This window comes from Streptomyces malaysiensis subsp. samsunensis (assembly GCF_024519315.1).
In the GTDB taxonomy this organism is placed as follows: domain Bacteria; phylum Actinomycetota; class Actinomycetes; order Streptomycetales; family Streptomycetaceae; genus Streptomyces; species Streptomyces malaysiensis.
Genome location: NZ_JANIIC010000067.1, coordinates 20,626 through 44,443, shown reverse-complemented (window position 1 = coordinate 44,443; position 23,818 = coordinate 20,626). Strand labels below are relative to the sequence as shown.

At 69.1% G+C, this 23,818-nt stretch carries 19 protein-coding genes, 2 tRNA genes and 1 riboswitch; of the genes, 9 read left to right on the top strand and 12 right to left on the bottom strand.

All coding sequences use genetic code 11. The annotated features are described in order from the left end of the window. Positions 1 to 118 precede the first annotated feature (118 nt). From NQU54_RS39635 to NQU54_RS39625, 3 genes are all read right to left on the bottom strand, one after another. Positions 119 to 940: a DUF1684 domain-containing protein gene (locus NQU54_RS39635; RefSeq protein ID WP_257635223.1), complete on the bottom strand. Its 822-nt coding sequence runs from the start codon at positions 938 to 940 to the stop codon at positions 119 to 121. A 144-nt stretch (positions 941 to 1,084) separates the two neighbouring features. Further along, positions 1,085 to 1,160: transfer RNA gene (locus NQU54_RS39630), tRNA-Glu, on the bottom strand. 81 nt (positions 1,161 to 1,241) lie between these two features. After that, complete coding sequence (locus NQU54_RS39625; protein ID WP_257635222.1) at positions 1,242 to 2,843, bottom strand: metallophosphoesterase family protein; 1,602 nt, start codon at positions 2,841 to 2,843, stop codon at positions 1,242 to 1,244. A gap of 184 nt (positions 2,844 to 3,027) precedes the next feature. Here NQU54_RS39625 and NQU54_RS39620 point away from each other — a divergent pair, with 184 nt between their 5' ends. The 5 genes from NQU54_RS39620 to NQU54_RS39600 all read left to right on the top strand — a co-directional run bounded on the left by NQU54_RS39620 (position 3,028) and on the right by NQU54_RS39600 (position 8,454). After that, positions 3,028 to 3,378 (top strand): metallopeptidase family protein, encoded by a 351-nt coding sequence (locus NQU54_RS39620; protein ID WP_180990685.1) that lies wholly within the window; start codon positions 3,028 to 3,030, stop codon positions 3,376 to 3,378. Positions 3,379 to 3,741: 363 nt separating this feature from the next. Then, positions 3,742 to 4,257 (top strand): hypothetical protein, encoded by a 516-nt coding sequence (locus tag NQU54_RS39615; protein WP_257635221.1) that lies wholly within the window; start codon positions 3,742 to 3,744, stop codon positions 4,255 to 4,257. Between the two features lie 304 nt (positions 4,258 to 4,561). After that, on the top strand, positions 4,562 to 6,952 hold the full coding sequence (locus tag NQU54_RS39610; protein WP_257635220.1) for a DEAD/DEAH box helicase: 2,391 nt from the start codon (positions 4,562 to 4,564) through the stop codon (positions 6,950 to 6,952). Between the two features lie 110 nt (positions 6,953 to 7,062). Continuing rightward, positions 7,063 to 7,135 (top strand) — tRNA-Lys (locus NQU54_RS39605). Between the two features lie 224 nt (positions 7,136 to 7,359). Continuing rightward, on the top strand, positions 7,360 to 8,454 hold the full coding sequence (locus tag NQU54_RS39600) for a right-handed parallel beta-helix repeat-containing protein (RefSeq protein WP_257635219.1): 1,095 nt from the start codon (positions 7,360 to 7,362) through the stop codon (positions 8,452 to 8,454). A gap of 136 nt (positions 8,455 to 8,590) precedes the next feature. On the opposite strand, the gene NQU54_RS39595 is transcribed toward NQU54_RS39600, so the two are convergent. The 3 genes from NQU54_RS39595 to NQU54_RS39585 form a co-directional block, all read right to left on the bottom strand. Beyond that, the gene (locus NQU54_RS39595; RefSeq protein WP_257635218.1) at positions 8,591 to 9,139 is read right to left on the bottom strand and encodes a hypothetical protein; all 549 of its coding nucleotides are present in this window, start codon (positions 9,137 to 9,139) and stop codon (positions 8,591 to 8,593) included. A gap of 304 nt (positions 9,140 to 9,443) precedes the next feature. Beyond that, positions 9,444 to 9,989 carry a hypothetical protein gene (locus NQU54_RS39590; RefSeq protein WP_257635217.1) on the bottom strand — a complete coding sequence of 182 codons (546 nt, stop codon included), beginning with the start codon at positions 9,987 to 9,989 and terminating at the stop codon, positions 9,444 to 9,446. Between the two features lie 168 nt (positions 9,990 to 10,157). Beyond that, entirely contained in the window at positions 10,158 to 10,505 is a 348-nt protein-coding gene (locus NQU54_RS39585) for a hypothetical protein (RefSeq protein WP_257635216.1), read from the bottom strand. Between the two features lie 533 nt (positions 10,506 to 11,038). On the opposite strand from NQU54_RS39585, the gene NQU54_RS39580 reads away from it, so the two are divergent. The 4 genes from NQU54_RS39580 to NQU54_RS39565 all read left to right on the top strand — a co-directional run bounded on the left by NQU54_RS39580 (position 11,039) and on the right by NQU54_RS39565 (position 16,325). Next, on the top strand, positions 11,039 to 11,809 hold the full coding sequence (locus NQU54_RS39580) for a DUF6227 family protein (RefSeq protein WP_372506272.1): 771 nt from the start codon (positions 11,039 to 11,041) through the stop codon (positions 11,807 to 11,809). Between the two features lie 530 nt (positions 11,810 to 12,339). Beyond that, on the top strand, positions 12,340 to 13,596 hold the full coding sequence (locus tag NQU54_RS39575) for a PP2C family protein-serine/threonine phosphatase (RefSeq protein WP_306279540.1): 1,257 nt from the start codon (positions 12,340 to 12,342) through the stop codon (positions 13,594 to 13,596). Between the two features lie 281 nt (positions 13,597 to 13,877). Further along, a riboswitch (cyclic di-AMP (ydaO/yuaA leader) is annotated at positions 13,878 to 14,015 on the top strand. A gap of 11 nt (positions 14,016 to 14,026) precedes the next feature. Continuing rightward, positions 14,027 to 15,232, top strand: coding sequence for a M23 family metallopeptidase (locus NQU54_RS39570; RefSeq protein ID WP_257635213.1), 1,206 nt, complete (start codon positions 14,027 to 14,029; stop codon positions 15,230 to 15,232). A gap of 130 nt (positions 15,233 to 15,362) precedes the next feature. After that, on the top strand, positions 15,363 to 16,325 hold the full coding sequence (locus NQU54_RS39565) for an aldo/keto reductase (protein WP_257635212.1): 963 nt from the start codon (positions 15,363 to 15,365) through the stop codon (positions 16,323 to 16,325). Between the two features lie 125 nt (positions 16,326 to 16,450). Here NQU54_RS39565 and NQU54_RS39560 read toward each other — a convergent pair whose 3' ends face one another. From NQU54_RS39560 to NQU54_RS39535, 6 genes are all read right to left on the bottom strand, one after another. Beyond that, positions 16,451 to 16,750 carry a hypothetical protein gene (locus tag NQU54_RS39560; protein ID WP_206332960.1) on the bottom strand — a complete coding sequence of 100 codons (300 nt, stop codon included), beginning with the start codon at positions 16,748 to 16,750 and terminating at the stop codon, positions 16,451 to 16,453. A 107-nt stretch (positions 16,751 to 16,857) separates the two neighbouring features. Continuing rightward, positions 16,858 to 19,998: a DEAD/DEAH box helicase gene (locus NQU54_RS39555; protein WP_257635211.1), complete on the bottom strand. Its 3,141-nt coding sequence runs from the start codon at positions 19,996 to 19,998 to the stop codon at positions 16,858 to 16,860. Positions 19,999 to 20,107: 109 nt separating this feature from the next. Further along, the gene (locus NQU54_RS39550; protein WP_257635210.1) at positions 20,108 to 20,995 is read right to left on the bottom strand and encodes an SRA domain-containing endonuclease; all 888 of its coding nucleotides are present in this window, start codon (positions 20,993 to 20,995) and stop codon (positions 20,108 to 20,110) included. A 123-nt stretch (positions 20,996 to 21,118) separates the two neighbouring features. Beyond that, on the bottom strand, positions 21,119 to 22,309 hold the full coding sequence (locus tag NQU54_RS39545; RefSeq protein ID WP_257635209.1) for a L,D-transpeptidase: 1,191 nt from the start codon (positions 22,307 to 22,309) through the stop codon (positions 21,119 to 21,121). 50 nt (positions 22,310 to 22,359) lie between these two features. After that, positions 22,360 to 23,220: a hypothetical protein gene (locus NQU54_RS39540; RefSeq protein WP_257635208.1), complete on the bottom strand. Its 861-nt coding sequence runs from the start codon at positions 23,218 to 23,220 to the stop codon at positions 22,360 to 22,362. Continuing rightward, positions 23,213 to 23,806, bottom strand: a complete 594-nt coding sequence (locus NQU54_RS39535; protein WP_257635207.1) for a SigE family RNA polymerase sigma factor — start codon at positions 23,804 to 23,806, stop codon at positions 23,213 to 23,215. The genes NQU54_RS39540 and NQU54_RS39535 overlap by 8 nt, the downstream gene beginning before the upstream one ends. Positions 23,807 to 23,818: the final 12 nt, after the last annotated feature.

The following is a 23,818-nucleotide window of genomic DNA, read 5'->3' as shown; positions in this document are numbered from 1 at the left end:
CTTGATTTTTCTCCGCCGCGTCGTTGTCGCTGGATCAGCGTATCAGACCTCTGACCGGGTTCTGACCGCTCAGCGGGTGGGGTCGCCCCGGTCGGAGGTGTGCTGGTTTTCGCCGGGGTCAGGGGCGGCCGCCGCGTTCCAGGGGGATCCGTTCGCCCGCCTCGATCGCCACCGGGAGGCGGTTCTCGGTGGGTGGCAGGGGGCACGTCGCGAGGTCGGTGTAGGCGCAGGGGAGGTTGGTGGCGCGGTTGAAGTCGAGGGTGACCCGGCCGGCGTCGTCGGGGGCGTCGATCTGGACGGAGCGGTTGGCGGCGTACGTGGTCACGCCCGAGGTCGCGTCGGTGAGGAGGACCATCAGGCTGCCGGGCCGCTTGCCGTTGAAGGCGGTGAGCCGGTACGTCTCGCCGGCCAGTTCGAACTCGACCTGGCCGGGCGCGTCGTAGACATGCTCCAGTCCCTCCACCGCGGCGCCCACGGTGATCGCGCGCGGCTCGTCGAACGGGAGGTAGCGGCCGGCGCGCACCCAGCGGGGGTCGGGGGCGTAGGCGGGGGTGTGGGTGAAGGCGGTGCGGAGGGGGTTGCCGGGGTGGCGGGGGCGGACGATGTCATGGCCGCCGCGCTTCGCGATCTCGATCACCGCGTCGCCGTACCCCGCGTACACGCTGTCCCGTTCGGCGATGGTCCCGAAGACGTACCGGCCGTGCACCGCCGTGCCGTCGACCGTCAGCTCCTCGCCGTCGGCCAGCTCGACCACCACCCCCTCCGGGCCGCTGGACCAGGCGCCGGGGGCGTCCTCGAAGCGGGTCGGCTCGGGGCTCAGCCAGCGCAGGCTGGTGATCGCGAGAAAGCCGTGGGGGTCGGCGAGTGCCTGCTCATGTGTGCGGTGCCACCGCTCCCACTCCTCGGCGAAGCTCACCCGATCGACGTCCTGGACGGTCATCTGCGCTCCCTCGTGTGGGCTGCGGCGGGTCTGCCGTTCATCTACAACCGCGCCGAGGAGGGAGTCATTCCGCAGATGCGAGGAGGTTGTGCGCGCAAAAAAAGTCACCGGCAGGTGCGTTTTGACCTGCGGTGACTGAAAAGGTGGTGCCCCCAACGGGATTCGAACCCGTGCTACCGCCTTGAAAGGGCGGCGTCCTGGGCCACTAGACGATGAGGGCCGATGGCCCACCTGGGCGCCTTGCGGCGCTTTCGGGGACGCGAGAAGCATATGGGATGCCGGTGACGTTCGCCAAAACGGTTTACGGAGTGGTGGGTGTCGGCGTCGCCCCCGGGCGGTTCTCGGCCGGCAGATGACGGCTGACCTCGGCCTTCGCCAGGCCCAGACCGCCCAGATCGATCTCGTCCCACGCCTGGAGCCGTCGCGTGTCCCGGTCCAGGTAGAGGATCGACGCCTGCACCGTGTCCGGTGTGCCGTCGTCCACCGCGCGCAGTCCGCTGCCGCCCGTCGACCCCTCCGTCATCAGCCGGGTGCCGCCGGGGAGCACCTCCGTACGGCGGTGGTGGACATGGCCGGTGAGGGCGAGCGGCACGGTGCCGTCGGTCTCCCGGGCGGCGATCGGGTTGTGGGCGAGGGCGATGTCGACCGGGGTGCCGGCGGCCTCGCCGTCCCGGATCGCCTCGGCCAGCAGCCGTCCGGCGCTGTGCTCGGCCGCGTCACCGGCGGCCGCGGCGGAGCGGTCGGGGGTGAACTGCGGATCGCCGATGCCCGCGATCCGCAGCCCGGCGACATTGATCACCTCGCCGTTGTCCACCACATGCGCCCCCTTGCGTTTGGCGAGGTAGCGCTGGGTCGAGGCCGAGTCGTGGTTGCCGCGCACCCAGACATAGGGGGCGCCGAGGTCGGAGATGGGGTCGAGGAAGCCGTTCTCGGCGGAGGTGCCGTGGTCCATCGTGTCGCCCGTGTCGATGATCACGTTGACCTTGTACTGCCGTACCAGCGACTCCACGATGTGCCATGCGGCCGGATTGAGATGGACGTCCGAGATGTGCAGCACCCGCATGGTGGTCGGATCGGGCTGGTACGCGGGGAGCGTCGAGGTCGCCTCGTAGAGCTGGGTGACATTGGTCACCAGCCGGGCCAACTCCCGCTGATAGACGTCGAAGTCGGTCACGATGCTGCGCGCGTTGCCGACCACCGAGGGGGCGCTGGAGAGCAGCCCGGAGTAGCGCGGCTCCAGGACGGACTTCGGGTTCCAGGTCGCGTAGACGGCGCTCCCGGAGGCGGCCAGCAGCGTGAGCGCGAGCCCCCCGGCGGTCAGCGCCCGGCGCGGGCGGCGGTAGACCGCCAGGCCCAGCGCGGTGGCGCCGAAGACGACGGCGACGCAGGAGCGGACCGCGAGGCCGAGGGTGCCGCGGGTGACATCGCTCGCGACCTCCTCCTGGAGCCCGGAGAGCCGCTCGGGATGGTCGACGAGGGCCTGGGACCGTATGGGGTCGAGCCGGTCCACATCCACGTCCAGGCGGAGCGGGGCGTGGTGGCTGTTCAGCTCGAGCGCGCCCAGCGGCGCCACGTTGATCTTGGTGCCGCCGGTGAGGGAGGGCCGCAGTGCCATCCGGGTGTCCATGGGACCTACGGAGATATGGACGCTGCCGACCACCAGCAGTCCGATCCAGGCACCGAGGACGGTCACGGCGGCCAGCTCGGAGGCGCGGACGAGGGGACGGGCGCGCGTGGCGGGATCGAGCGCCGTGGGATCGAACGCCGGCGGTTTGGGGGAGGGGCGGGGAGAGGGCTTCCGCGAGGGGCGGCGGAAGCGTTGGATGCGGCGAAGGGGGGAGACGACCGCGGTACGTGCGCGCTGAGCGGTGGCACGGAGCAGCCGGAGCGGTTCGCGGGCCATTGGTCGCGTATGCCCGTCCGCGCGGGGGCGTATGTCTGGGCCAGGTGGGGTGGGGTCGGGGGTGGGGTTGGCCGTGCTGGGCTGTGGTGCGTCTGGTGCCCGGTCTGGTGCCTTGTCGGCGTTTGGCGCGGATACGTTGGCGCGGACCGCTCCTTTCCGGGCCCGGCTGCCTGACAATGGCCTCGTGCTGGAGATGACGCGCGAGGAGTTCGAGGAACTGGTCGCCGAGGCGCTGGACCGGATCCCGCCGGAGCTGACACGGCTCATGGACAACGTCGCCGTGTTCGTGGAGGACGAGCCGCCGGCGGACGATCCCGAGCTGCTCGGGCTGTACGAGGGGACGCCGCTCACCGACCGGGGTGAGTGGTACGCGGGCGTCCTGCCGGACCGGATCACGGTCTACCGGGGTCCGACGCTGCGGATGAGCGAGACGCGGGAGGACGTCGTCCAGGAGACCGAGGTGACGGTGGTCCATGAGATCGCGCACCACTTCGGGATCGACGACGCCCGGCTGCACGCGCTCGGCTACGGCTGATCAGGGCGTTGGGTTGGGGCGCTGGACGGGGTGCTGGGCCGGGGCGCTGATCGGTGTTGATCGGGGGTTGCGGCCGACTCCGGCGCGCTGCTGATACCCGGCCTTCGGCCGCCGCCGACACCGCCCTCCGGCCGTCCCGTCTACGACCGACGCCGGATGCGCGGTCTACGCGAGGGGCCGGGTCCGTGCCATAGGCGTGTCCTGGGCGGGGCGGTGCCAGTTGGGCAGGGCGTCACATCCCCGCTGTCTGGAGGTGTCCCGCGCATGCCCGGATCCCCCGTGCCCGGATCCCCCGCTTCTCGCACCGCCGCCCGTTCCTCCCGTTCCCCCCTTTCCTCTCGGATCTCCCGGATCTCCCGGCGTGTGCCCCGTGCCGCGGCGCGAGGCGTGGCGGTCGCGGCGCTGGTGGCCGCCGCGATGGCGCTGGGCGGCTGCATGAGCATCTCCGACGACCCCGAACGGCCGGACAAACACCGCGGCTCCCACCAGAAGGGCGGGGCGGCGGACGCGGACGGCGCCGTGGTGCGGTCGGACGGCCGGGGGCGTGCGTACACGGACTCCGACCGGGACGAGAAGGACGGGAAGGAGAAGAAGGGCGAGAAGGGGAAGAAGGGGAAGAAGGGGGACGGCGAGGAGCGGTCGGCCTCGGCCTCCGCGACCGACCCCGAGGCCGAGCCCTCGGACCCGCCCGGTAAGCACGGGGACCCGCACCATCGCCCGGACCCCTCCGCCCCGCCGCAATCGGGCGGCGACGCCCCGTCCGACCCGCCACCCGTGCCCCGGCCGTCGAGCCCGCCGCCGAGCGCGCCGGACCCGAAGCCGACCGACGCCCCGCCCCCGAGCGCGCCCGCCTCCCCGTCGGACCAGCCGGCGGGCTAGGCCCCGTACCCATACGGCCCATACGGTTCAGGAGGCCCATAGGGCCCGCGGAACCCGGCGGGTCCAGCGGACGGGGCCCAAGGCCCTAGTGCCGCCGTCCAGCGCGGACGGAGTGAATTTGCTCTTGAGGGGTGAGGGTGCGTATGGTGGTAGATCGTTTGATCCCATTTGCCCGGCGCCTCGTAGAAGTGCGCCGCGAGGCGCGTTCCTTGCCATCCCGTGGCTGACCGCATAGAGGCGGTCGATTGCGACACCACACGGAGTTTGGGCGCGTGCCGAGACTCCGGAAGGTTTCGCATTTCGCATGTCCGTTTCCACTGACCACGCCGTCATGCCCGCCCTCGACGAGCCGAGCGAGCCGACTGCCCCGGCCGCCACCGCCGCCCCGGCCGAGCCGGGCGAGCGCGACGAGCAGGCCGCACAGCCCGAGCAGGCCGAGCAGACCGCGCAGGCCGAGCAGCATCAGCAGGCCACGCAGCCCGAGCAGAACGAGCAGGCCGAGCAGCCTGCGCAGGCCGCGCCGTCATCCGAGCAGGCCGCCACGGAAACCCCCGAGACCCCTAAGGCGCCCGACATCACATTCGCCGACCTCGGCCTCCCCGAGCAGATCGTCCGCAAGCTGGCGCAGAACGGCGTCACCACGCCGTTCCCGATCCAGGCCGCGACCATCCCCGACGCCCTCGCCGGGCGCGACATCCTCGGCCGTGGCCGCACCGGCTCCGGCAAGACCCTCTCGTTCGGCCTTCCGCTGCTGACCACGCTGGCCGACGGCCACACCGAGAAGAAGCGCCCCCGCGGGCTGATCCTCACCCCGACCCGCGAGCTCGCGATGCAGGTGAGCGACGCGCTCCAGCCGTACGGCGATGTCCTCGGCCTCAAGCTCAAGGTCGTCTGCGGCGGCACCTCGATGGGTAATCAGATCTACGCGCTGGAGCGCGGTGTCGACATCCTCGTCGCCACTCCGGGCCGGCTGCGCGACATCATCGAGCGCGGTGCCGCGTCCCTGGACAAGGTGCAGATCGCGGTCCTCGACGAGGCCGACCAGATGGCCGACATGGGCTTCCTGCCCGAGGTCACCGAGATTCTCGACCTGGTGCCGCAGGGCGGGCAGCGGCTGCTGTTCTCCGCGACGCTCGAGAACGAGATCGACACCCTGGTCAAGCGGTATCTGGTCAAGCCGGTCACCCACGAGGTGGACCCGTCCGCGGGCGCCGTCTCGACCATGACCCACCATGTGCTCGTCGTGAAGCCGAAGGACAAGGCGCCGGTCACCGCCGCCATCGCGGCGCGCAAGGGCCGCACCATCATCTTCGTACGGACCCAGCTGGGCGCCGACCGCGTCGCCGAGCAGCTGTGCGACGCGGGCGTACGCGCCGACGCGCTGCACGGCGGCATGACGCAGGGCGCCCGCACCCGCACCCTGGCCGACTTCAAGGACGGGTACGTCAATGTGCTCGTCGCCACGGACGTCGCCGCCCGCGGTATCCACGTCGACGGCATCGACCTGGTGCTGAACGTGGACCCGGCCGGCGACCACAAGGACTATCTGCACCGCTCCGGCCGTACGGCGCGGGCGGGCCAGAGCGGCACCGTCGTCTCGCTGGCCCTGCCGCACCAGCGCCGCCAGATCTTCCGGCTGATGGAGGACGCGGGCGTCGACGCCTCCCGCCACATCGTCGGTGGCGGCGGAGCCTTCGACGAGGACGTGGCCCAGATCACGGGCGCGCGTTCGCTCACCGAGGTGCAGGCGGAGGCGGCCTCGAACGCCGCCAAGCAGGCCGAGCGCGAGGCGCAGGAGCTCACCCGGCAGCTGGAGCGGGCGCAGCGGCGCGCGGTCGAGCTCCGCGAGGAGGCCGACCGGCTGACCGCGCGGGCGGCGCGCGAGCGCGGCGAGACCGTGGCTCCGGCGGAGCCCGCTGCCGCGGCCGGGACCGAGGCGGTGGCCGAGGCCGCCGCCGGTGTGACGCTGCCGGCGCAGCGCACGGCGGAGCCCGAGACCGTGCCCGCGGTGAAGGCCGCGGAGGCCGCCGAGGGCGCGCTGAACGACGAGGGGCCGCGCCGCTCCTCGTACGACCGCCGGGACAACGACCGTGGCGGCCGTCCGTACGAGCGTCGCGACGACCGCGGTTTCAACCGGGACCGCCGTGACGACCGCCGTGACGACCGCCCGTTCAACCGTGACCGTCGGGACAACGACCGGGGTGGCCGGTCCTTCGACCGCCGGGACGGTGACCGCGACCGCGGCTTCAACCGCGACCGGCGCGATGACCGCCGCGACGACCGTGGCTTCAACCGCGACCGCCGGGACGGTGACCGCGACCGCGGCTTCAACCGGGACCGCCGTGACGACCGCCGCGACGACCGCCCGTTCAACCGCGACCGCAAGGACGACCGTGGTGGCTTCGGCCGGCGGGACGACCGTGGCGGCCGTCCGTACGAGCGCCGTGACGACCGTGGCTTCAACCGTGACCGCCGGGACAACGACCGTGGCGGCCGTTCCTTCGAGCGCCGCGACCACAACCACCGTGGCGGGGACCGCCCGGTCAACCGGGACCGTCGCGACGACCGTCCCGCCCGCCGTGACGACCACCGGGGCGGCGCCACCGGCGGCCGTCCGTACGAGCGCTCCCACGGCTCGCACGACCGGTCCTTCGACCGCCGCGCCGACAAGCCGCGCTGGAAGCGCAACGGCTGATCGGGCCGTGTGACGAGGGCCGTGCAACACCGCGTTGTTGCACGGCCTTTCGCTCCCGGAGGGTATTGGCTCGGGTGTTGGCCCCTGGCCGAGCTATGCTGCGGGGGTGCGGGTCATTAGCTCAATTGGCAGAGCAGTGGACTTTTAATCCATTGGTTCAGGGTTCGAGCCCCTGATGACCCACAACGGAAACCGCAGGCACCATCGGTGACCTGCGGTTTCCTCGTTTCTGAGGGGCCCGCCGCACCGCCTTCCGCGCCCCCGGACCGGGGTCTTCACACCCCCGTCGTACAGAAGATCGAGTCTCACTCGACCGGCGCTTGAGCGGATGCCGAACGGTACTCGACCGCAGAGTCTGAACCTGCTGCGTCTGACCCGCTGCTCGGAAACGCGTAAGGAGACTCCTCGTGCGACTCGCTACAACGATCCGGGGGTTGATCCCCGTCATGGCGCTGGCGGTATCGGCATGGGCGGTCTCCGCTCCGGCGTCCGCCGAAGGAAAAGGGGGCGCCGGAGGGAAAGGCGAGAAGGCGGCCCCGGTGCCCTGTGGGGACACAGCGGCGCTGATCGCCGCGGTGAGTGAGGCCAACAGCTCACCCACGGGCGGGTCCGTCGCCCTGACCACGGGGTGTGTGTACACGCTGGGCGCCGCGGCGTTCACCGGTCCCAACGGCGCCGACGGACTGCCGCTCATCACCCGTGACGTGAATATCACCGGGACCCAAGCGACCATCAGGCGCAGTGCGTCCGCGGCGGACTTCCGGATCGCGGAGGTCGCGCCCGGCGGAAGCCTCACCCTCAACGGCGTGACCTTCTCAGGCGGCCGGGCGACCTCGGGGTCCGGCACCGACGGCGGCGGCATCCTCGACCGGGGCAGCCTGAGGCTGATCCAGTCCACGGTCACGGGCAACACCGCGAGCAACGTCGGCGGTGGCATCGAGGTCGCCTCAGGCGGCTCGGCGGTGCTTGCCGGCACGGATGTGACGCACAATTCCGCGGGCGACGGCGGCGGCATTCACATCGATACGTCGGCCACCCTCAGTGCCTCGGGCGGCAATATTTCCGACAACACCGCGGACAGCTCGGGCGGCGGCGTCAGCAACTTCGGAACGACGCTGCTGAGCGCCGTCTCGGTATTGCGGAACAGGACCAACAACTTCGAGGGCGGCGGCATCGCCACCGCGATCGGAGATTTCACGATCAACGGCAGCCGGGTGGGCGAGAACACCGCGGGGAGTTTCGGTGGCGGTATCGCCAATATGGGCAGCACACTGCGGGTGCAGTCCACCACCGTGTCGGGGAATACCGCCACGCTGAACGGCGGTGGTGTGTTCCAGCACGCGGGCACCACACAAATGATCGGTGACACCGTCACCGGCAATACGGCCAATGGCGGTCAGGGCGGCGGGATCTTCACCGACGGCGGCTCGATCTCGCTCACCGCGACCACGGTTTCCGGGAACAACCCGAACCAGTGCGTGCCAGCCCTCGCGGGATGCTGAACCGCGCCGCTGAACGATCGGGCTGATCGGGCAGGTCCGGTTCATCGGGCAGGTCCGGCTGATCCGGCTGAACGCCGGGGCGCCCCCGGAGAACGTGATTCCGGGGGCGCCGCATGCTCGACCGCGAGGTCGACCGTCAGTGCTTGCAGTCCTTCTTCTTGGCCTTGACCTTGGCCTTGTGGTGCGGCTTCGCCTTGGCCTTGTGGTGCTGCTTGGCCTTGTGCGGGTCCTTGGCCTTCGGCTTGGCCTTGTGCGAGTGCTGCTTGGCCTTGTGCTGTTCCTTGGCCTTCTGCTGCTTCTTCGGCGGGTCCTTGTGCACGACGACGACCGGGTCCGGCTCATCGAGGGCGATGTTCGTGCAGTCGGAGCCGACGTTGATGTCGCCCGACGGGGAGGCTCCACCCATCTGGGCGATGGCGCCGGTGGTCGTGTCGCAGTCGTTGGCCTGGAGGACCGCACCGCTGTTGGTGAAGTTGACGCAGTCCGCGCCGGTGGTGACGTCCCTGGTGGGGGCGGCTCCACCGACCTGGGTGATGGCGCTCTGGTCCAGGTCGCAGGAGTTGAGCTGAGCGGCCCCGCCGGTGTGCGGAAAGAGACCGCTGGCGCTCGCGCTACCGGCGCCGCCGACGACCATTGTGCCCGCGGCCGCCGCGGCCATGAGAGCTACCTTCTTGCCGATCTGCATTATGCTGGTGCCTCCATATCAGGTTCTCCGCGAATGATCCGCAGACACCTCATCAACGAGATATCCGAGACCGGGATCCGGAATTATCGGGAGCATCACCCGTCCGCCACAGTAAAGGTATATTCAGCCGGTGGTGAAGTCGGTGGGATTACCTGGGTTTCCAGCTTAGAAGGGCCGGTCCATGATGGGCGGGCCGCGAATCATCACGACATGAACGTGGCCCCGGGGTAATTCCCCCAAGGCCGCGTTCATGATGAGCGGGCGCTCCCGGAGCTCGGGGTGAGTTTCGGAAGCACTCGGCGATTCAGGGCTTCTGGCGACCGCCCTGACCACCGCTCTTCCCGCTCTTCGCACCGTCCGCGCTCTTCTTCTGCTTTCCGTTCTCCGGGTCGGAGTCCGCCACATTGGCGCAGTTGGTCTCGTTGTTGACCTCGCCGGGGCCGATGGTGATCGGGCCTAGCACCGAGGTCGTCTGACAGTCGTTCGTCTGCTTACTCACGCCGCCCGACTTGCTGACGTTGACGCAGTTGGTGCGGTTATTGATTTCGGATCCGGGGGCCAGTGCGACGGTGATCGGACCGATGACGGAGTGGGTGCGGCAGCGGTTCTCCTGCTCCGCCACGCCCGACTCGGCGTAATTGACACAGTTGGTCTCATTACTGATCTCGGTCGAACTGGCGGCCACCGTGACGGGACCGATGGCGGAACTGGTGTCGCAGCGATTGCTCTGGCTCCCGCCGTTGGCGCCGACCGCGGGGCCGGGGCCGGCGGCGTCGGCCCCGCCCGTGCCGCTGATGAGCAGCGCGCCCACGGCCGCCACAAGAAGCGCCGTCCTTTTGCGCATGTGCATAAAGAGCCTCCAAATGGACTTTCCGTGCGGTGCGCTCAGCACTGTCACCGAAAGTCTTTTTCGTGGCAGCGGCCCTGGAAGGGAGGCTTCCAGGGCCGCGATTCCCAACGGGGGGATGCCTCACGGTGTCCCCGCCGCGGGCGGGAACACCGTGAGAGGGTCAGCGACTCACGGGGTGTCGTCGACGGCGATGTTGGTGCAATTGGCGCCGGCATTGACGTCGCGCGTCGGGGAGGCTCCACCCGTCTGGATGATGGGCCCGGTGCTGGTGTCGCACTTGTTGGCCTGGACGACCGACCCCTCCTTGTTGGTGAAGTTGACGCAGTCGGCCCCGACCTCGACGGTGCCCGTGGGGGCGGCGCCGCCGACCTGGGTGATGGCACCGGTGGACGTGTCACAGTGGTTGAGCTGCGCGATGAAGTCGTCGTTGTTGTTGGCCAGGGCACCACCCGCGCCACCGATGACCAGAGCGCCGGCGGCCGCGGTAAGGAGAACTGCCTTCTTGCCGATGTTCACTTAATTCCTCCGTCTGGGTTGCTCCGCGAATTCACGGACGCATGACACAACGAAGCTCATCAGTTAAGGCTTCGGGCCGCCAGTCAGCTTCACCCGTCCGGCATAGTGTGGCTCTTCCGGCGCGTGTTCTCCGAGAATCCCGCTAAGGGGGACCAATGCAAGGACCATTTGGCCCAGCAGACACCGGAATCCCTTTTATGGGAATGCGGAGAAGTGGGTGCCGGGGACGGGCGGGAAGCGGTGCGGAGGTGGGGTGGCGACGGCGCGGAGGCACGGGAGTGGGCCCGCGGGTGTCCGACGGCCGTACGGTGGCGGGGTGGTGACGGTCGTCCCGCCTTCAACCACCGGACTTGTTCGACCGGTCGGACGAGTGATACATCCAGGCTCTACGACGCAGGAGTGAGTGAGGCACAGTCACACCGACAGCTTTGCCGAACCGCCAGCGCGGCGCGTGTTCGCGCCGCTACGCTAAGTACGCGAAGTGGTCGCCCGGGGGGCGCGGCGAATCAAAGCCGGGAGGCGGGAGGAGAGACATGGGGCACTCACGAGGGGACGCAATGCCGTCCGAGCTGATGGACGGGCTGCTGGCCCGTGCTCAGAACGGCTTCGATATCAGCGAGTCGGTGCTGGCCCAGGCGCGGAGCGCCCTGATGCACCAGTCCGAGTTGCGGTCCTGCCGGCAGTGCAACGAGCGGTGCGGCCAGCTGGGGTACAGCACCTATCGGCATGTCTTCCTGCTCCCCGACGGCAGCAGCCTGATGCTGTGGGAACTGGAGCACAACACGGGCGAGGGCAATCGCCCGCTGTACGAGCTCTACGCGGACGAGGACGCCCTGACGCTGGCCGAGCGCCGCGTCCATGAGCGCCTCGGCGGCGCCCGCTGGGAGGAGCTCGACGGGTTACCGCTCTGGCTCCCGGACCAGCTGCTGCACACGGCCGAGCCCGTGGAGAGCTCCCGTGCCTATGTGGCCGACAATTCGGCCGACCATGCCCGCCGCGTCCTGCGCCGCGCGGAGAATTCCGACCGCCCAGGCGAGGAGACCGAGCGGCTGCTGGCGACCGCGTTCGCCCATGACATCGCCCTCGCGCCCAAGCCCCGTCGCCGCTCCGGCGGTCCCGACGCCACCTGGTGCCGCTTCTACGAGCATGCCTTCCTGCTCGCCGGAGGGGACGAGATCGTGCTGTGGGAGCTGGAGCACAACCTCACCCGGGACGGACGGCTGGTGTGCGAGGTGTACCTCGACGAGGTCTCGGCGGAGCTGGCGGCGGACCGCCGCGCCCGCGCGCTCGGCGTCGACCTCTGACGCACCCTTAGCGCGTTCGCCGCGCCCGTAAGGGGGCCATCAAGGCGCGAGGCCCAGGAACGCCTCCGTTACGGCAGCACGTATCCCCATCCCATCCCCAGCATCGCCGGGACCGTTCACGCCACCCGTCCGCAGCGCCTGTCCACAGCGCCCGTCCGCAGCACACCCGCTTGGCCGACACCGACTCGCCTGGCGGCCCGTCAGCCGGAAGCCTGGTGACGACGGTGACGGCAGCGGCGGCAGTGACGGCAGTGGCGGCAGCGATGGCAGTGGCAGCGGCGACGGCAGTGGCGGCAGCGACGGCGGCAGGACGCGGACCAGGGAAGCGAGAGAAGCCGGTGCGGGTGCGTGGGAGCAGGGCTCGTACGGGCGCCCGTACGGAGTCGCGTACGCAATGGCGTACGGCCTGGCCCCGACTGAGCCGCCCGCGCGCCCGCCGCCCGACCCGCCTTCGTACGCTCATCGACACCGCCGCCGCGTCCGGTGCCGCCGCCGACGCGTTCACCGGGCCCACCGCGGTGCGGTCTCCGATGGCCGATGAGGGCGGCAAGGGGCTGCCGGGTCGCCGGTTGGCCCGCTGGGCCCCGTCACTCCTCATCCTCTGTGGCATCGGCTTCGACCTGGCCGCCCCGCCCGGCTACACCGCCTCGCCCTTCTTCGCCGCCGCCCCCTTGGTCGCCGCGGCGCTCTTACCGTTGCGCCAGACCATCGTCACGGCCGTCGTCGGCATGTTCGCCACCTGTCTGCTGGCGGAGTTGCACGGTGTGGGGGACCCGACCCAGGCGGCCACCGAGATCGGCACGGTCGCGACCGTGACCGTGCTGGCGTTGGTGATCAACCGTGTTGTACGCCGCAGCTACCACCGGCTCGCCTCGGCGCGCGGTGTCGCGGAGGCGGCCCAGCGCGCCGTTCTGCCCGCGCCACCCGCCCGTCTCGCCGGGCTGGAGATCGCCGCGCGTTACGTACCGGCGGAGAAGTACGCGGCGATCGGTGGTGATCTGTACGCGGTCCAGGACACCCCGCACGGTGTACGGCTGACCGTCGGGGACGTACGAGGCAAGGGACTGCAAGCCGTGGAGGTCGTCGCGATCCTCCTCGGCTGCTTCCGGGAGGCGGCGGAGCAGGAGACGACCCTGGAGGCGCTCGTGGGCCGGCTGGAGCGGGCGCTACAACGCGAGGGCGCCCGGCGGGCCGACCTGGAGGTGTTCGAGGGGTTCACGACGGCAGTGGTGGCCGAGATTCCGCGTGGCGACTCCACCCTGCGGCTGATCAACCGCGGTCATCCGCCACCGCTGCTCCTGGAGGAGGACGGTGCGGTGCGCGCCCTGGAGCCGGAGGTGTCGGCGCTGCCGGTGGGGATGGGGGAGTTGGGCGGCTGGCCGGACCGGGTGATGGAGCTGGGGTTCGAGGAGGGGGAGACGCTGCTGTTGTTCACGGACGGGGTGACGGAGGCCCGGGACCGCGGCGGCGTCTTCTACGACCCGGAGAAGCTGCTGCGCGGCCGCCGCTTCTCCGGTCCGCAGGAGCTGCTGGACGCGTTGGTGGCCGATGTCGAGCACCATACGGGCGGCGGGACACCGGACGACATGGCGCTGCTGGCGGTCCGCCGAACCCGGGCCCGCGGGAACGGACACGAGAACGGATGCGGGAACAGGCGTGAGAACAGACACGAGAACGGGCGCGAGAACGGACGTGGCAACCGGCGCGACAACGAGCGCGACAACGGCAGCAGGAACGGGCAGAACGGCGACCGTACGAGAGACAACGCCCCCGACCCCCGCCCGTAGCCGATCTGGGCCGTACACCGTCCGTAACCGACTGAGACCCCTCCGCATAACAATTGATGCACGATCGCCCGGCCTGCGGTTATGCGACCCCTCACACCGCTCACCGACTCGCCCCCATCTGTCCGCTCTTGAGCGCTAAGTTCATGCCAAAGGTGCGCGGATTCCTCGGAACAGCTTGGAATCACATCGTGCTCTCTATTAACGTTCGATAACGCAGCGCGGTCGTCACAACCGTCGCAAGGACGGCACCGTGCGCCGTCGCCGAATCCCGTACGCACAGCGGCAGTACCGCACCAACAGCAGCACCAAGGGAACCGGGGAACCAACACCTTGGGGTGAATCGGGTCGAACCTGACCCGTAGGAGACCTTCCTGCTCCGAACCCGTCAGCTAACCCGGTAGGCGAGAGGGAAGGAAAGGAGTGCGCCTCCGTGGCGTCCAACAGGTCTGTCCTGGACGAAGCCCCGTATCGCACACGGGGCGGCGGTTCGGGGACCGCCACCGCCTACGGCCCCGGCTTCGACGCCGGCGGCGGGATGAGTTCCGGGGACGGCCGCTTCGCCCCCGACGATTTCTACGCGGACGAGGGCGCCGCCGAGGGCCCGGGTGCCGGATTCGACACCGAGACCTGGGAGGAGTGGAACCCCACCGAGGAGTCCATCGCTCCCGTACGCGGCCGGCACCGCGTGGCCAAGCAGCGCGGCGGGACCATGGCGCGCAGCGGCGCCGTCCTCGGGGTCGGCGTGATCGCGGCGGTCGGCGCGGGCGGTATGGCCAGCGCCAAGGACCGTCCCGCACTGCCCATATCCATGCCGGACCTCGGACATGTCGCCGATCAGGTCAAGGCCAGCCTGCCCGCCGCCAAGGACCTGCCCGGCATCGGCTCCTGGGCGTCGGACGACAGCGGCGGCTCGCAGACCGCCGCCGCGCCCCTCTCCCAGGCCGGTCTGACCAACGAGGACGAGCAGCGCGGCACCACCGACGCGGGCGAGGCGCTCCGCGCCCGCATCCTCCAGCAGGCCGAGAACCAGCAGAACGCGGCGGACGAGGACAGCCGCACCGCCGCGGCGCAGGCCGCCGCCAAGGCCGCCGCGGACAAGGCCGCCGACCAGGCCGCGGAGGCGGCCGCCAAGCGGAAGGCCAAGGCCGAGGCCGCCGCCGCGGCGAAGCGGGCCGCCGAGCAGCGGGCCAAGGAGGCGGCCGAGAAGAAGGCCGCGGCCGAGCGCCAGGCCAGACTCGCCGCCGCGTACACCCTCCCCGTCGGCTCGTACACCCTGACCGCCAGCTTCGGCCAGGCGGGCGACATATGGTCGGCCGACCACACCGGCCAGGACTTCGCCGCCCCGACCGGCACCCCGGTCAAGGCGGTGCACGGCGGCACCATCACCCAGGCGGGCTGGGCCGGTTCGTACGGTTACCGCATCGTGCTGACCCTCGACGACGGCACCGAGCTCTGGTTCTGCCACCTGTCCTCGATGGTCGTCACCTCGGGCAAGGTGTCGACGGGCGACGTCATCGCCCGCGTCGGCGCCACCGGCAATGTGACCGGCCCGCACCTCCACCTCGAGGTCCGGCCCGGCGGCGGCTCGCCGATCGACCCGATGCCCTGGCTGCGCCAGCACGGGATGACCCCCTGATACTCCGGCGGCTCTGGCGCTCTCTCCCCCCTTGACGCCAGGGCCGCCGGTTTTTTTACGGACCAACGGCGCCGCTCCCCGGGAACGGCGGGCCGGAACAACACACGTACGCCAGCGGTTGTAGAAACGTATGGCTGACAACACTGACACCGCTGACATCACGAGGAAGATCGGCGGCCTGTCCGTCTTCCCGCTCTCCCTCGGTGGGAACGTCTTCGGCTGGACCGCGAACGAAGCCGAGTCCTTCAGGGTCCTCGACGCCTACGCGGCGGCGGGCGGCAATTTCATCGACACCGCCGATGTCTACTCCGCCTGGGTGCCGGGCAACCAGGGCGGCGAGTCCGAGACCATCCTCGGCAACTGGTTCGCCTCCCGCGGCAACCGCTCCGACATCGTCCTCGCCACCAAGGTGGGCGGTGGCTCCCCGGAGCCGCGCGGCCTGACCTCGTCCGCCATCAAATCGGGCGTGGAGGAATCCCTCCAGCGGCTGCGCACCGACTACATCGATCTCTACTACACCCACTACGACGATCCGTCGGTGCCGGTGGAGGAGATCATCACCACCCTGGACGAACTGGTCAGGGAGGGCAAGGTCCGCGAGATCGCCGCGTCCAACGTGGCCGCGGACCGCCTGGAGGCCCTGCTGACCTTCTCCACCCGGGAGAACCTGGCCCGCTACGTCGCCCTCCAGCCGCACTACAACCTGGTCTCGCGCGACACCTTCGAGGGCGACTTGGCCGATGTCGCCACCCGCCACGGCCTGGCGACCGCCCCGTACTACGCCCTGGCCTCCGGCTTCCTCACCGGCAAGTACCGCCCGGGCACGGCGGTCGACAGCCCCCGCTCCACGGGCGCGGCCAAGCACCTGGAGACCGAGCGCGGCCAAAAGGTCCTCGCCGCCCTGGACGACGTCGCCGCCAACCACGGCGCCGAGCCCGCCACGGTCGCCCTGGCCTGGCTCCTCGCCCGCCCCACAGTCGTGGCCCCCATCGCCAGCGCCCGCACCGTGGACCAGCTCCCACCCCTGCTGGCCTCGGTGAACCTCAAGCTCACCCAGCCGGAACTGGACCTGCTGACGTCGGCGTCGGACTGAGCCGCGACTGGCCGGGCGGGCCGAACGACAGCCAATAGGGCCAATGGACACCGGGCGGGCACCAAGCACAGACGACTCCCCCGCCCGGTTGACGCCTACGCCGGCATCCGCCCTACGACCGACCCCTACCGCCGATCGGCAAGGGCCCAGGACGCGAGGGCCACGCCACCGGCGACGGCGAAAACGGACGGCCAGGCCCCGATCTTCTTGGCGAGCGGGTGGGACCCGGCGAAGGCGGCCACATAGGCCGCACTGAGCGCGGCCGCCGTCCCGCTCCCGGCCTTCTCCCGCCACCCCCGAGCGGCCACCGCCCCCGCAGCCGCGAGAGCAACCCCACCCAAGGGCCGCCTCCTGGTCCACCGAGCCACCCCATACCCCCCGACCAACCCACCCGCAGCCACAACCCCCGCCGGCACTCCAGCCATCCCGATACCTCCCACTCCGAAGGATCTCCTTACTCCTGACCCTACGCAGCTGGCCTCCCGAACCGGCGCTCGACCCAAAAACGGACATGGGCGAGGGTGAGAACCCGCTACCCGGCTGCAATGGCCGAGTAGGTCCAGACGTCGGCGGGCAGCTCATGGCGGAGTCGCCAGACAATGCCCATGGGCTTGCTGCCCTCATGAGATTCGTACTCGGCAGGGCCGAGCAGCATCCAGGGCTGAGGTCCCCCGATGTCTGTCTTCTTGTAGCGCCGTACGAAGAGCAGCACATGGGATCCCCGCTCCCTGTGATGCTGATACCGCTGGCCCGTGGGTGAGGAATCAGAGGTTTGGTTCTGTGATTCCCAGTGGAAGCAGTCTGGGCTCATCGCGAAGTCCTTGTACCGGGTCTGCGGTGAGAAGTCCTTATCATCCTTCTCGAGGGTAATCAGGAGCGCGTCCGTCTGGATCCCTTCGCACCACTTCACACCCTCGCGGAAATTCCCCGGCATGAAGCCCCCCACCTCTGCCTGGCCGAGGGCCGGGAGAATCTCCTCCCGGCTGTACGAGGCGTGGATCGCCAGGGGTACACCACTGTGCTCGCCCAATAGCGGGATGGGGTAGTGGTCGGTGTGCTCCAGGTTGTACGCCAGCACTTGGCTCAGTTCGTTGCGGAAGGCGCTCTGCTGGCGCAACGACTCGAAGCCATCGGCGTAGCTGCTGAACCCACCGCCCAGCGGCCACAAGGAGAAGAAGAGCATCCGTGAGTACGCCTGCTGTGGTGCGTCGAGCGAGTCGTATCCGGGGGCGTCATCGGCCAGCATGCGACGGTAGGCATTCACCCGCTGTGGGTCACCGACATGGAGAAATGCAGAGACGCGTTTGAGAAGTGCAGCCTCTCCTTCAGGCGGCTCGCCGGTGAGGAGTTTGGCTCGCCTTAGCAGACCCGTCCATGAGTTGTTTGCCCGGTAGAGCTCCTTGAGCTCGCGGCGGCTCTCCCGAAGGTAGGCGTCGAGTCGTGGCTCGGCGTACGCCGCAACCTCTTGCGCCAACTGCCGTACGTTGACGTTGATCTGGCTTTTGATGTTGTTCAGGATCCGTTCCTTGGACTTGCGGTCCAAGATGATCTGACAGCCGGAAGGGAGCTGGGGAAAGTCTCGCTCCATGTGCTCGGTCAGCCGATGACGCGTGAAGTTCGTCAGCGCACGGAACTGCTCTTCAAATCGGAACTCTTTACGGTGCTGACCGATGAAGTCGAGCACGGTGAGAACTGGCTTGTCTGGTGTACGCCGAAGCCCTCGGCCAAGCTGCTGGAGGAAGACCGTGGCGCTACAGGTGGGGCGGAGCAAGAGAAGGGTGTCTACATCCGGGACGTCCAGCCCCTCGTTGAACAGGTCGACCGAGAAGAGGATCTGTACCTTGCCTTCACGCAAGTCTCTCAGGGCCTGGGCGCGTTCAGGGGTGGGGGTAGAGCCGTCAAGGGCCTTGGCATTGACACCCGTCCGACGGAAGAAGTCAGCCATGAAGTGCGCGTGTGCCACGCTGACGCAGAATCCCAGCGCTCGCATAGTGCCCGGGTCGGTGACCTTCTCCTGGACGGCCTTGACGATAAGCCGAGCTCGCGCGTGGTTGCCGGTGTAGAGCTGGCTGAGCTCACTTGCGACGTAGGAGCCTTGCTTCCAGGTGAGCCCTTCGAGATCAGTGTTGTCCGCGATACCGAAATAGTGGAACGGGCTGAGGAGATCGTTCTCCAACGCTTCCCATAGCCGCATCTCGGCTGCGATGTGGCCATCGAAGAACTCATCCTGGACGTTCCTACCGTCCATCCGCTCAGGTGTGGCGGTCAGACCAAGAAGCTCGATGGGTTCGAAGTGGTCGATGATGCGCCGATAGGTGGGGGAAACGCCATGATGGAACTCGTCGATGACCACCACATTGAAGTGGTCAGGAGTGAAATCTTCCAGGACCCGGGCATTGAGGGACTGAACGCTGGCGAAGACATGTGTCCAGTCCTTCGGCACCTCTCCTCCGAATAGCAGTTCGCCAAAGTTCGCATCGTCGAGCACCTCCTGGTAGGTGCGCAGCGATTGCTTGAGGATTTCCTGGCGATGGGCCACAAAGAGGATGCTGAGAGGACGCCCTTGATGGGCGCGCTTCAGCGCCTTGTAGTCGAGGGCGGCTATGACCGTCTTGCCGGTCCCGGTCGCTGCGACGAGCAAGTTCCTGTGCCGACCGTGGATGTCACGCTCGATGCGGAGTCGTTCGAGCATGTCTTGCTGATGGGGATATGGGCGTACTTCAAGGCCGGACAGGCTGATGGCGTGGGTATCGGTCTTCTGCTTACCGCTGGCCAGAGTGAGCGCCTCGTCTAACCGGGTGGCATCGCGCTCGGGATCGTAGGGCTCAAAGGCGGGCTCGGCCCAGTACGAGTCGAAGGTCGCCTCGAACTTCCGTAGCACCGGTGGCGTCGCCACGGATGACAGACGGACGTTCCATTCCAGGCCGTCGAGAAGCGCGGTCTTGGAGAGGTTGGAACTCCCCACGTAGGCAGTGTCATAGCCACTGTTGCGTCGAAACAGCCACGCCTTCGCGTGGAGGCGGGTGGATCGCGACTCGTAGTTGACCTTGACCTCGGCATTGAACTCCGTCACGAGGCGGTCCAACGCACGTCGCTCCGTAGCGCCGATATAGGTGGTCGTGATGACGCGGATGGGCACTCCACGATCGCGAGCCGCTTTGAGCGACTCTTCCAGGACGCGCAGACCATGCCACTTCACAAACGCGCAGAGCAGATCGACGCGGTCGGCCGTGGCCAACTCGGCCCTCAGCTCGAAGCCAAGATTTGGATCCTCGGGCGCGTTGGTGATGAGCGCTGTTTCGGACAGCGGTGTGGCCGGACGAATACTATAGACGCCCGGCGCTTCCTGCTCCGCAATGGCCGTCAGCTGGTGGGGCCCGTCGGAGACAAGGTCCACCCACTTCTTGGCCCCATCGAGAGTGTTCATCGACTTGAGGATGTGATTCGCCGCGACGACCTGTTCTTCGGTCGACAGGGAGACGAAGATCTGCCGGACGGTCTCGCCGATGTGACGGGCGAGCACATGAGGCGAGGAGTGTTCGCCGACCTGCTGCCGGATGGTCTTCCATCCGCTGGCATCCAGGGCATTGAGCTGCTCCTCCATCCGAGAGGTGATCAGCCGCTCATACAGCCCAGGCACCGGCGCCGCTTGGTCCGCAAGGTGATCGGCCATGGGCAGCTCTCCTCGAAGTGGGCTAGGTGATGCTCCTGTTCTACCAATCGCCTCTGACACTGGGCCTGGATTGGAAGACAGCGCACGGGCCTTGGGCTGGTGGCTCGAGTCACTCGAGCTTGAACGCTCTGCCCTCGGGCCAGGCCACCCTCGCCCCCGACACGTTGCACAGGTCGATTAGGTCTCGTCGCGGGCGCGAGGGCAGCAGCACGGCCAGGGACGGTGCGGGCGTGATGTACCGCCGGTAGTCATAGAGCTGCCCTATGGCCATGCGCACCGCTTCGCGGGCCACGCTGCCCTTGGCCTCGATCAAGACATGGTCGGTGGTGTCAAAGAGGTCGGTATAAAGGGGCCTGACCTCTCCGGCCGGGATGATCTTCTTACGCGTGACGGTGTGACCACGTTGTAGCAAGTAGTCGCGATAGGCGGTGACCAATGGTGCCTCGCGCCGCTCTGCCTCGCGCTCCTGTGTCTTCGAGCTGACGAGCATTCGTTCCGTCTGGTGCTTTTCAACCGCGACGTCCTCAACGACGTCCTCGCTGCGTGGGGTGAAGGCGAGGTTCTCACCGAGCTTTGCCACGGTACCGACAGGCTTGAGGCGGAACATGATCACGCTTCGGATCTCGTCCTGCGCGTCCGGCGCATCCTGGTAGTACCAGGGGGTATCCGTGGCGAGAGTGAACTCGCCCATGTAGGCCACGACGCCCCGCGCCACTGAGTCAAACAGGTGCAGGGCGCGCCCTTCCTGGACGTGTCGAAGGATGGCCAGGTTTCCCCGGGTCATCTCCTGATCGCCCTTCTGACCTTCCCCGGTGTAGTGGTAGTAGCCGTCGGCTCCCCAGCCGTCGAAGTAGCCGACCTGATGGCCCCGGCCGGGGTTGGAGAACAAGAGCACGTTAGGGCTCTGGCGCGAGTGCGCGATTCCTGCTTGCCGATTGCCACCGTAGAGGTCTTGTATCGCCGTACGCTTGCGCTTCTCACCAGGCGCGATGTCCAACGTGGGTCCCCGAAGATCCAAGAATCATGGTTGACCCAGAGGTTAGCGCTATAAGCGTATTAATTCAGGTAGCGCGCCGCCCACGGCATGCTGCGGGCGGCGCTGGCATCACAAGCGGCCTGCTCAGCGCAGGGCGCTGAGTTTTTGCCAGGAGGGGTAGGGGAGGTTCCAGTCGCCGAAGCCGTTGCCGGGGGAGACCGTGGCGCGGGTGGAGCCGGTGATGTGGACGATGTCGCCTTGGGTGGCGCGGTTGTAGAACCACTTGCCGTCGGCGAGGGACATGCCGACGCAGCCGTGGCTCATGTTGGTCTGGCCGAAGTAGCCGCGGCCCTCGTTCCAGGGGGCGGCGTGGGCGTAGGTGCCCGAGGTGGTGAGGTGGACGGCCCAGGGGACGTCTTTGTCGTAGGGGTCGGCTATGCCGACGGACTCGCTGGTCATGTTGACCATGGGGGCCTTGTCGAGGACGACCATGGTGCCGTTCCAGGTGGGGTAGGAGGGCTGGCCGGCGGATATGGGGGTGGTCTTCTGCTTCTGGCCGTCCTCGTAGACCGTCATCGTGTGGTTCTTGATGTCGACCTTGGAGATCCGGGGCGTGCCGATGGTGAAGGTCGTCGAGACATCGCGGCGGAGGTAGCGGGAGTCGCCGGTGTTCACGCCGCTGAGGTGGGCTTGGAGGGTGACCTTGGTGCCCTTGTGCCAGTAGGTCTTGGGGCGCCAGTCGACGCGCTCGAGGCCGGTGAGGGGGTCTTTGGTCCAGCCCCAGGAGCCTTCGGTTTTCGGGCTGGTGGAGATGGAGAGGTGGCGTTCCACCGCTGCCTTGTTCCGCACCGGGTGGTCGAAGGCCAGGGATACCGGCTGGCCAACGCCGACGGTGGAGCCCTTGGACGGGGTGACGGTGACGCCGTTGATCTGCTGGGCGGTGCGGGTGCGGAAGGTGGAGTGCTGGACGGCGGACTTGCCGGCGGCGTTGGTGGCCGTGGCCTCGACGGTGTAGGCCGTGCCCGGGGTCATGGTGCGGGTGGAGTGCCAGCTGCTCTTGGAGCGGGAGAGGGCGCCGGTGACCGTGACGGCCTGGGAACCGGCGCCGTCGGGGACGACGCGGACCTTGGTGAGGGTGCCGTGGGAGGCGGTCACCTCGACCGTGGCGTCGGGGGCTATGGCCGCCGTGTCGCTGCCCGGGGTGATGGTGATCCGGGCGGGCTTGGCGTCGGCCGGGTCCACCGAGGCGGTTTTCGAGGCCGACTGGCAGCCGACGAGCAGGATGACGGCGATGGCGGGCACCGCGAGGGCGCGCAGGGAACGGATGGAGTGCACAGAGGACCTCTTGCGGGAGTCATGAGGGGCGGTGGGAGGGCACGAGTGGGTCAGCAACGCCTCTTCGCCTCCTCGGGGTTGCTCCGGTACGGGCCTGGCGAGGCGGTGGCGGTGGGATCCAGGCGCCAGAGGGAGACCGATACGCAGTAGGCGGAGGGGCCGTCGGTGTAGTCGCCGGACGGGCTGCCGATGCCCTCGGTCTGGAGCACCGCGACCCGGGCGCCCGAGCGCATCAGGACGACCTGGGCGTCATGCGGTGCGCGGGACGAGCGCCAGCCGTAGGTGATGGTGGTCGGCCGGTCGGCCGTGGGCTTGGCCGGAGGGGTGGTGCCCAGTGCCTTGGGGCGGGCGCAGCGGTCTTTGAGCGTCTGCTCCAGGGAGGCGAAGACCTTCGCGGCTTCGCCGCCACTCGCATAGGCGTTGATGGTGTGACGCGCCCGCTCCGCCTTGCGGCCCTGGTAGTCGCGGGTGCGCTGGGCGAGGGGGTGCGGACCGTCGAGACGGCAGCCGGGGGAGAGGTCGAGCAGCGGTGCCCGGCCGCCGCCGGTGGTGTCGGTGGCGTCGGTGGACTCGACGGTGGGGCCGACCGTCTTCCAGCGCGTCATCGCGTCGAACGGCAGCGCCGAGGGACGAAGGAGGGCGCTTGCGGGGATCGGCGCCCCCGGGAGGCGGTCCGTTCGCGGGGCGGGCGGGGCCGCCGGGAGCGTACGGGTGGAGTCGTCGCCCGGCAGCAGCCGCCAGGAGCCCGCGGTCACGGCGGCCACCGCGAGAACGGCCGCGGCGGTGATGGCGGCGCGCTGCCGTGCTCGGCGCCGACGGCCCCGCGCACGCACGGCTTCCGGGTGCGCCAGACGTATGGAGGGCTCGACGCCGCGGGCGATATCGCGCAGGCGCTCGTCCAGATCAGCCATGGGAGGGCACCCCCTTCGGGTGGCAGGCGGGCGGATGGGGTGCCGGTGCCTCGGCGCCGACGCTGGAGCCGGCATCGGTGTCGGGGTCGGTATCGGCGTCGGCGAGATGGGAGCCGAGGGTCTTGCGGGCACGGCTCAGCCGGGTGCGTACGGCGCCGGGGGAGACACCCGTCTCCCGTGCCACCTGCTCAATGGGTAGATCGAGAAGGTGGTGCAGGACCACGGCCGTGCGCTGCTCGGGCTTCAGGCCGCGCAGGGCATGGATCAGCGCCACCCGGTCCGGGGCGAGGTCGGGGAGATCGGGGGGCGGGCCATGGCGGAAGTGGGCCCGCATGCGGTTACGGGCGCGGCGCCAGGAGCTGACGGCGAGGCGCAGGGCGACGGTACGGACCCAGGGCGTGGGATCGCCCTCGGCGGTCAGACGGTCCCAGCGCTGCCACGCCCGGGCGTACGCCTCCTGCACAGCGTCCTCGGCCTCGGCCAGGTCGCCCGTCGCCGCATAGACCGCGGCCACGAGCCGCTTCGCCGTAGCCGTATAGAACTGGTCGAAATCGGATGGTGTGAATGAAGGTGATGGTTCTGACATGAATCCCCCGCG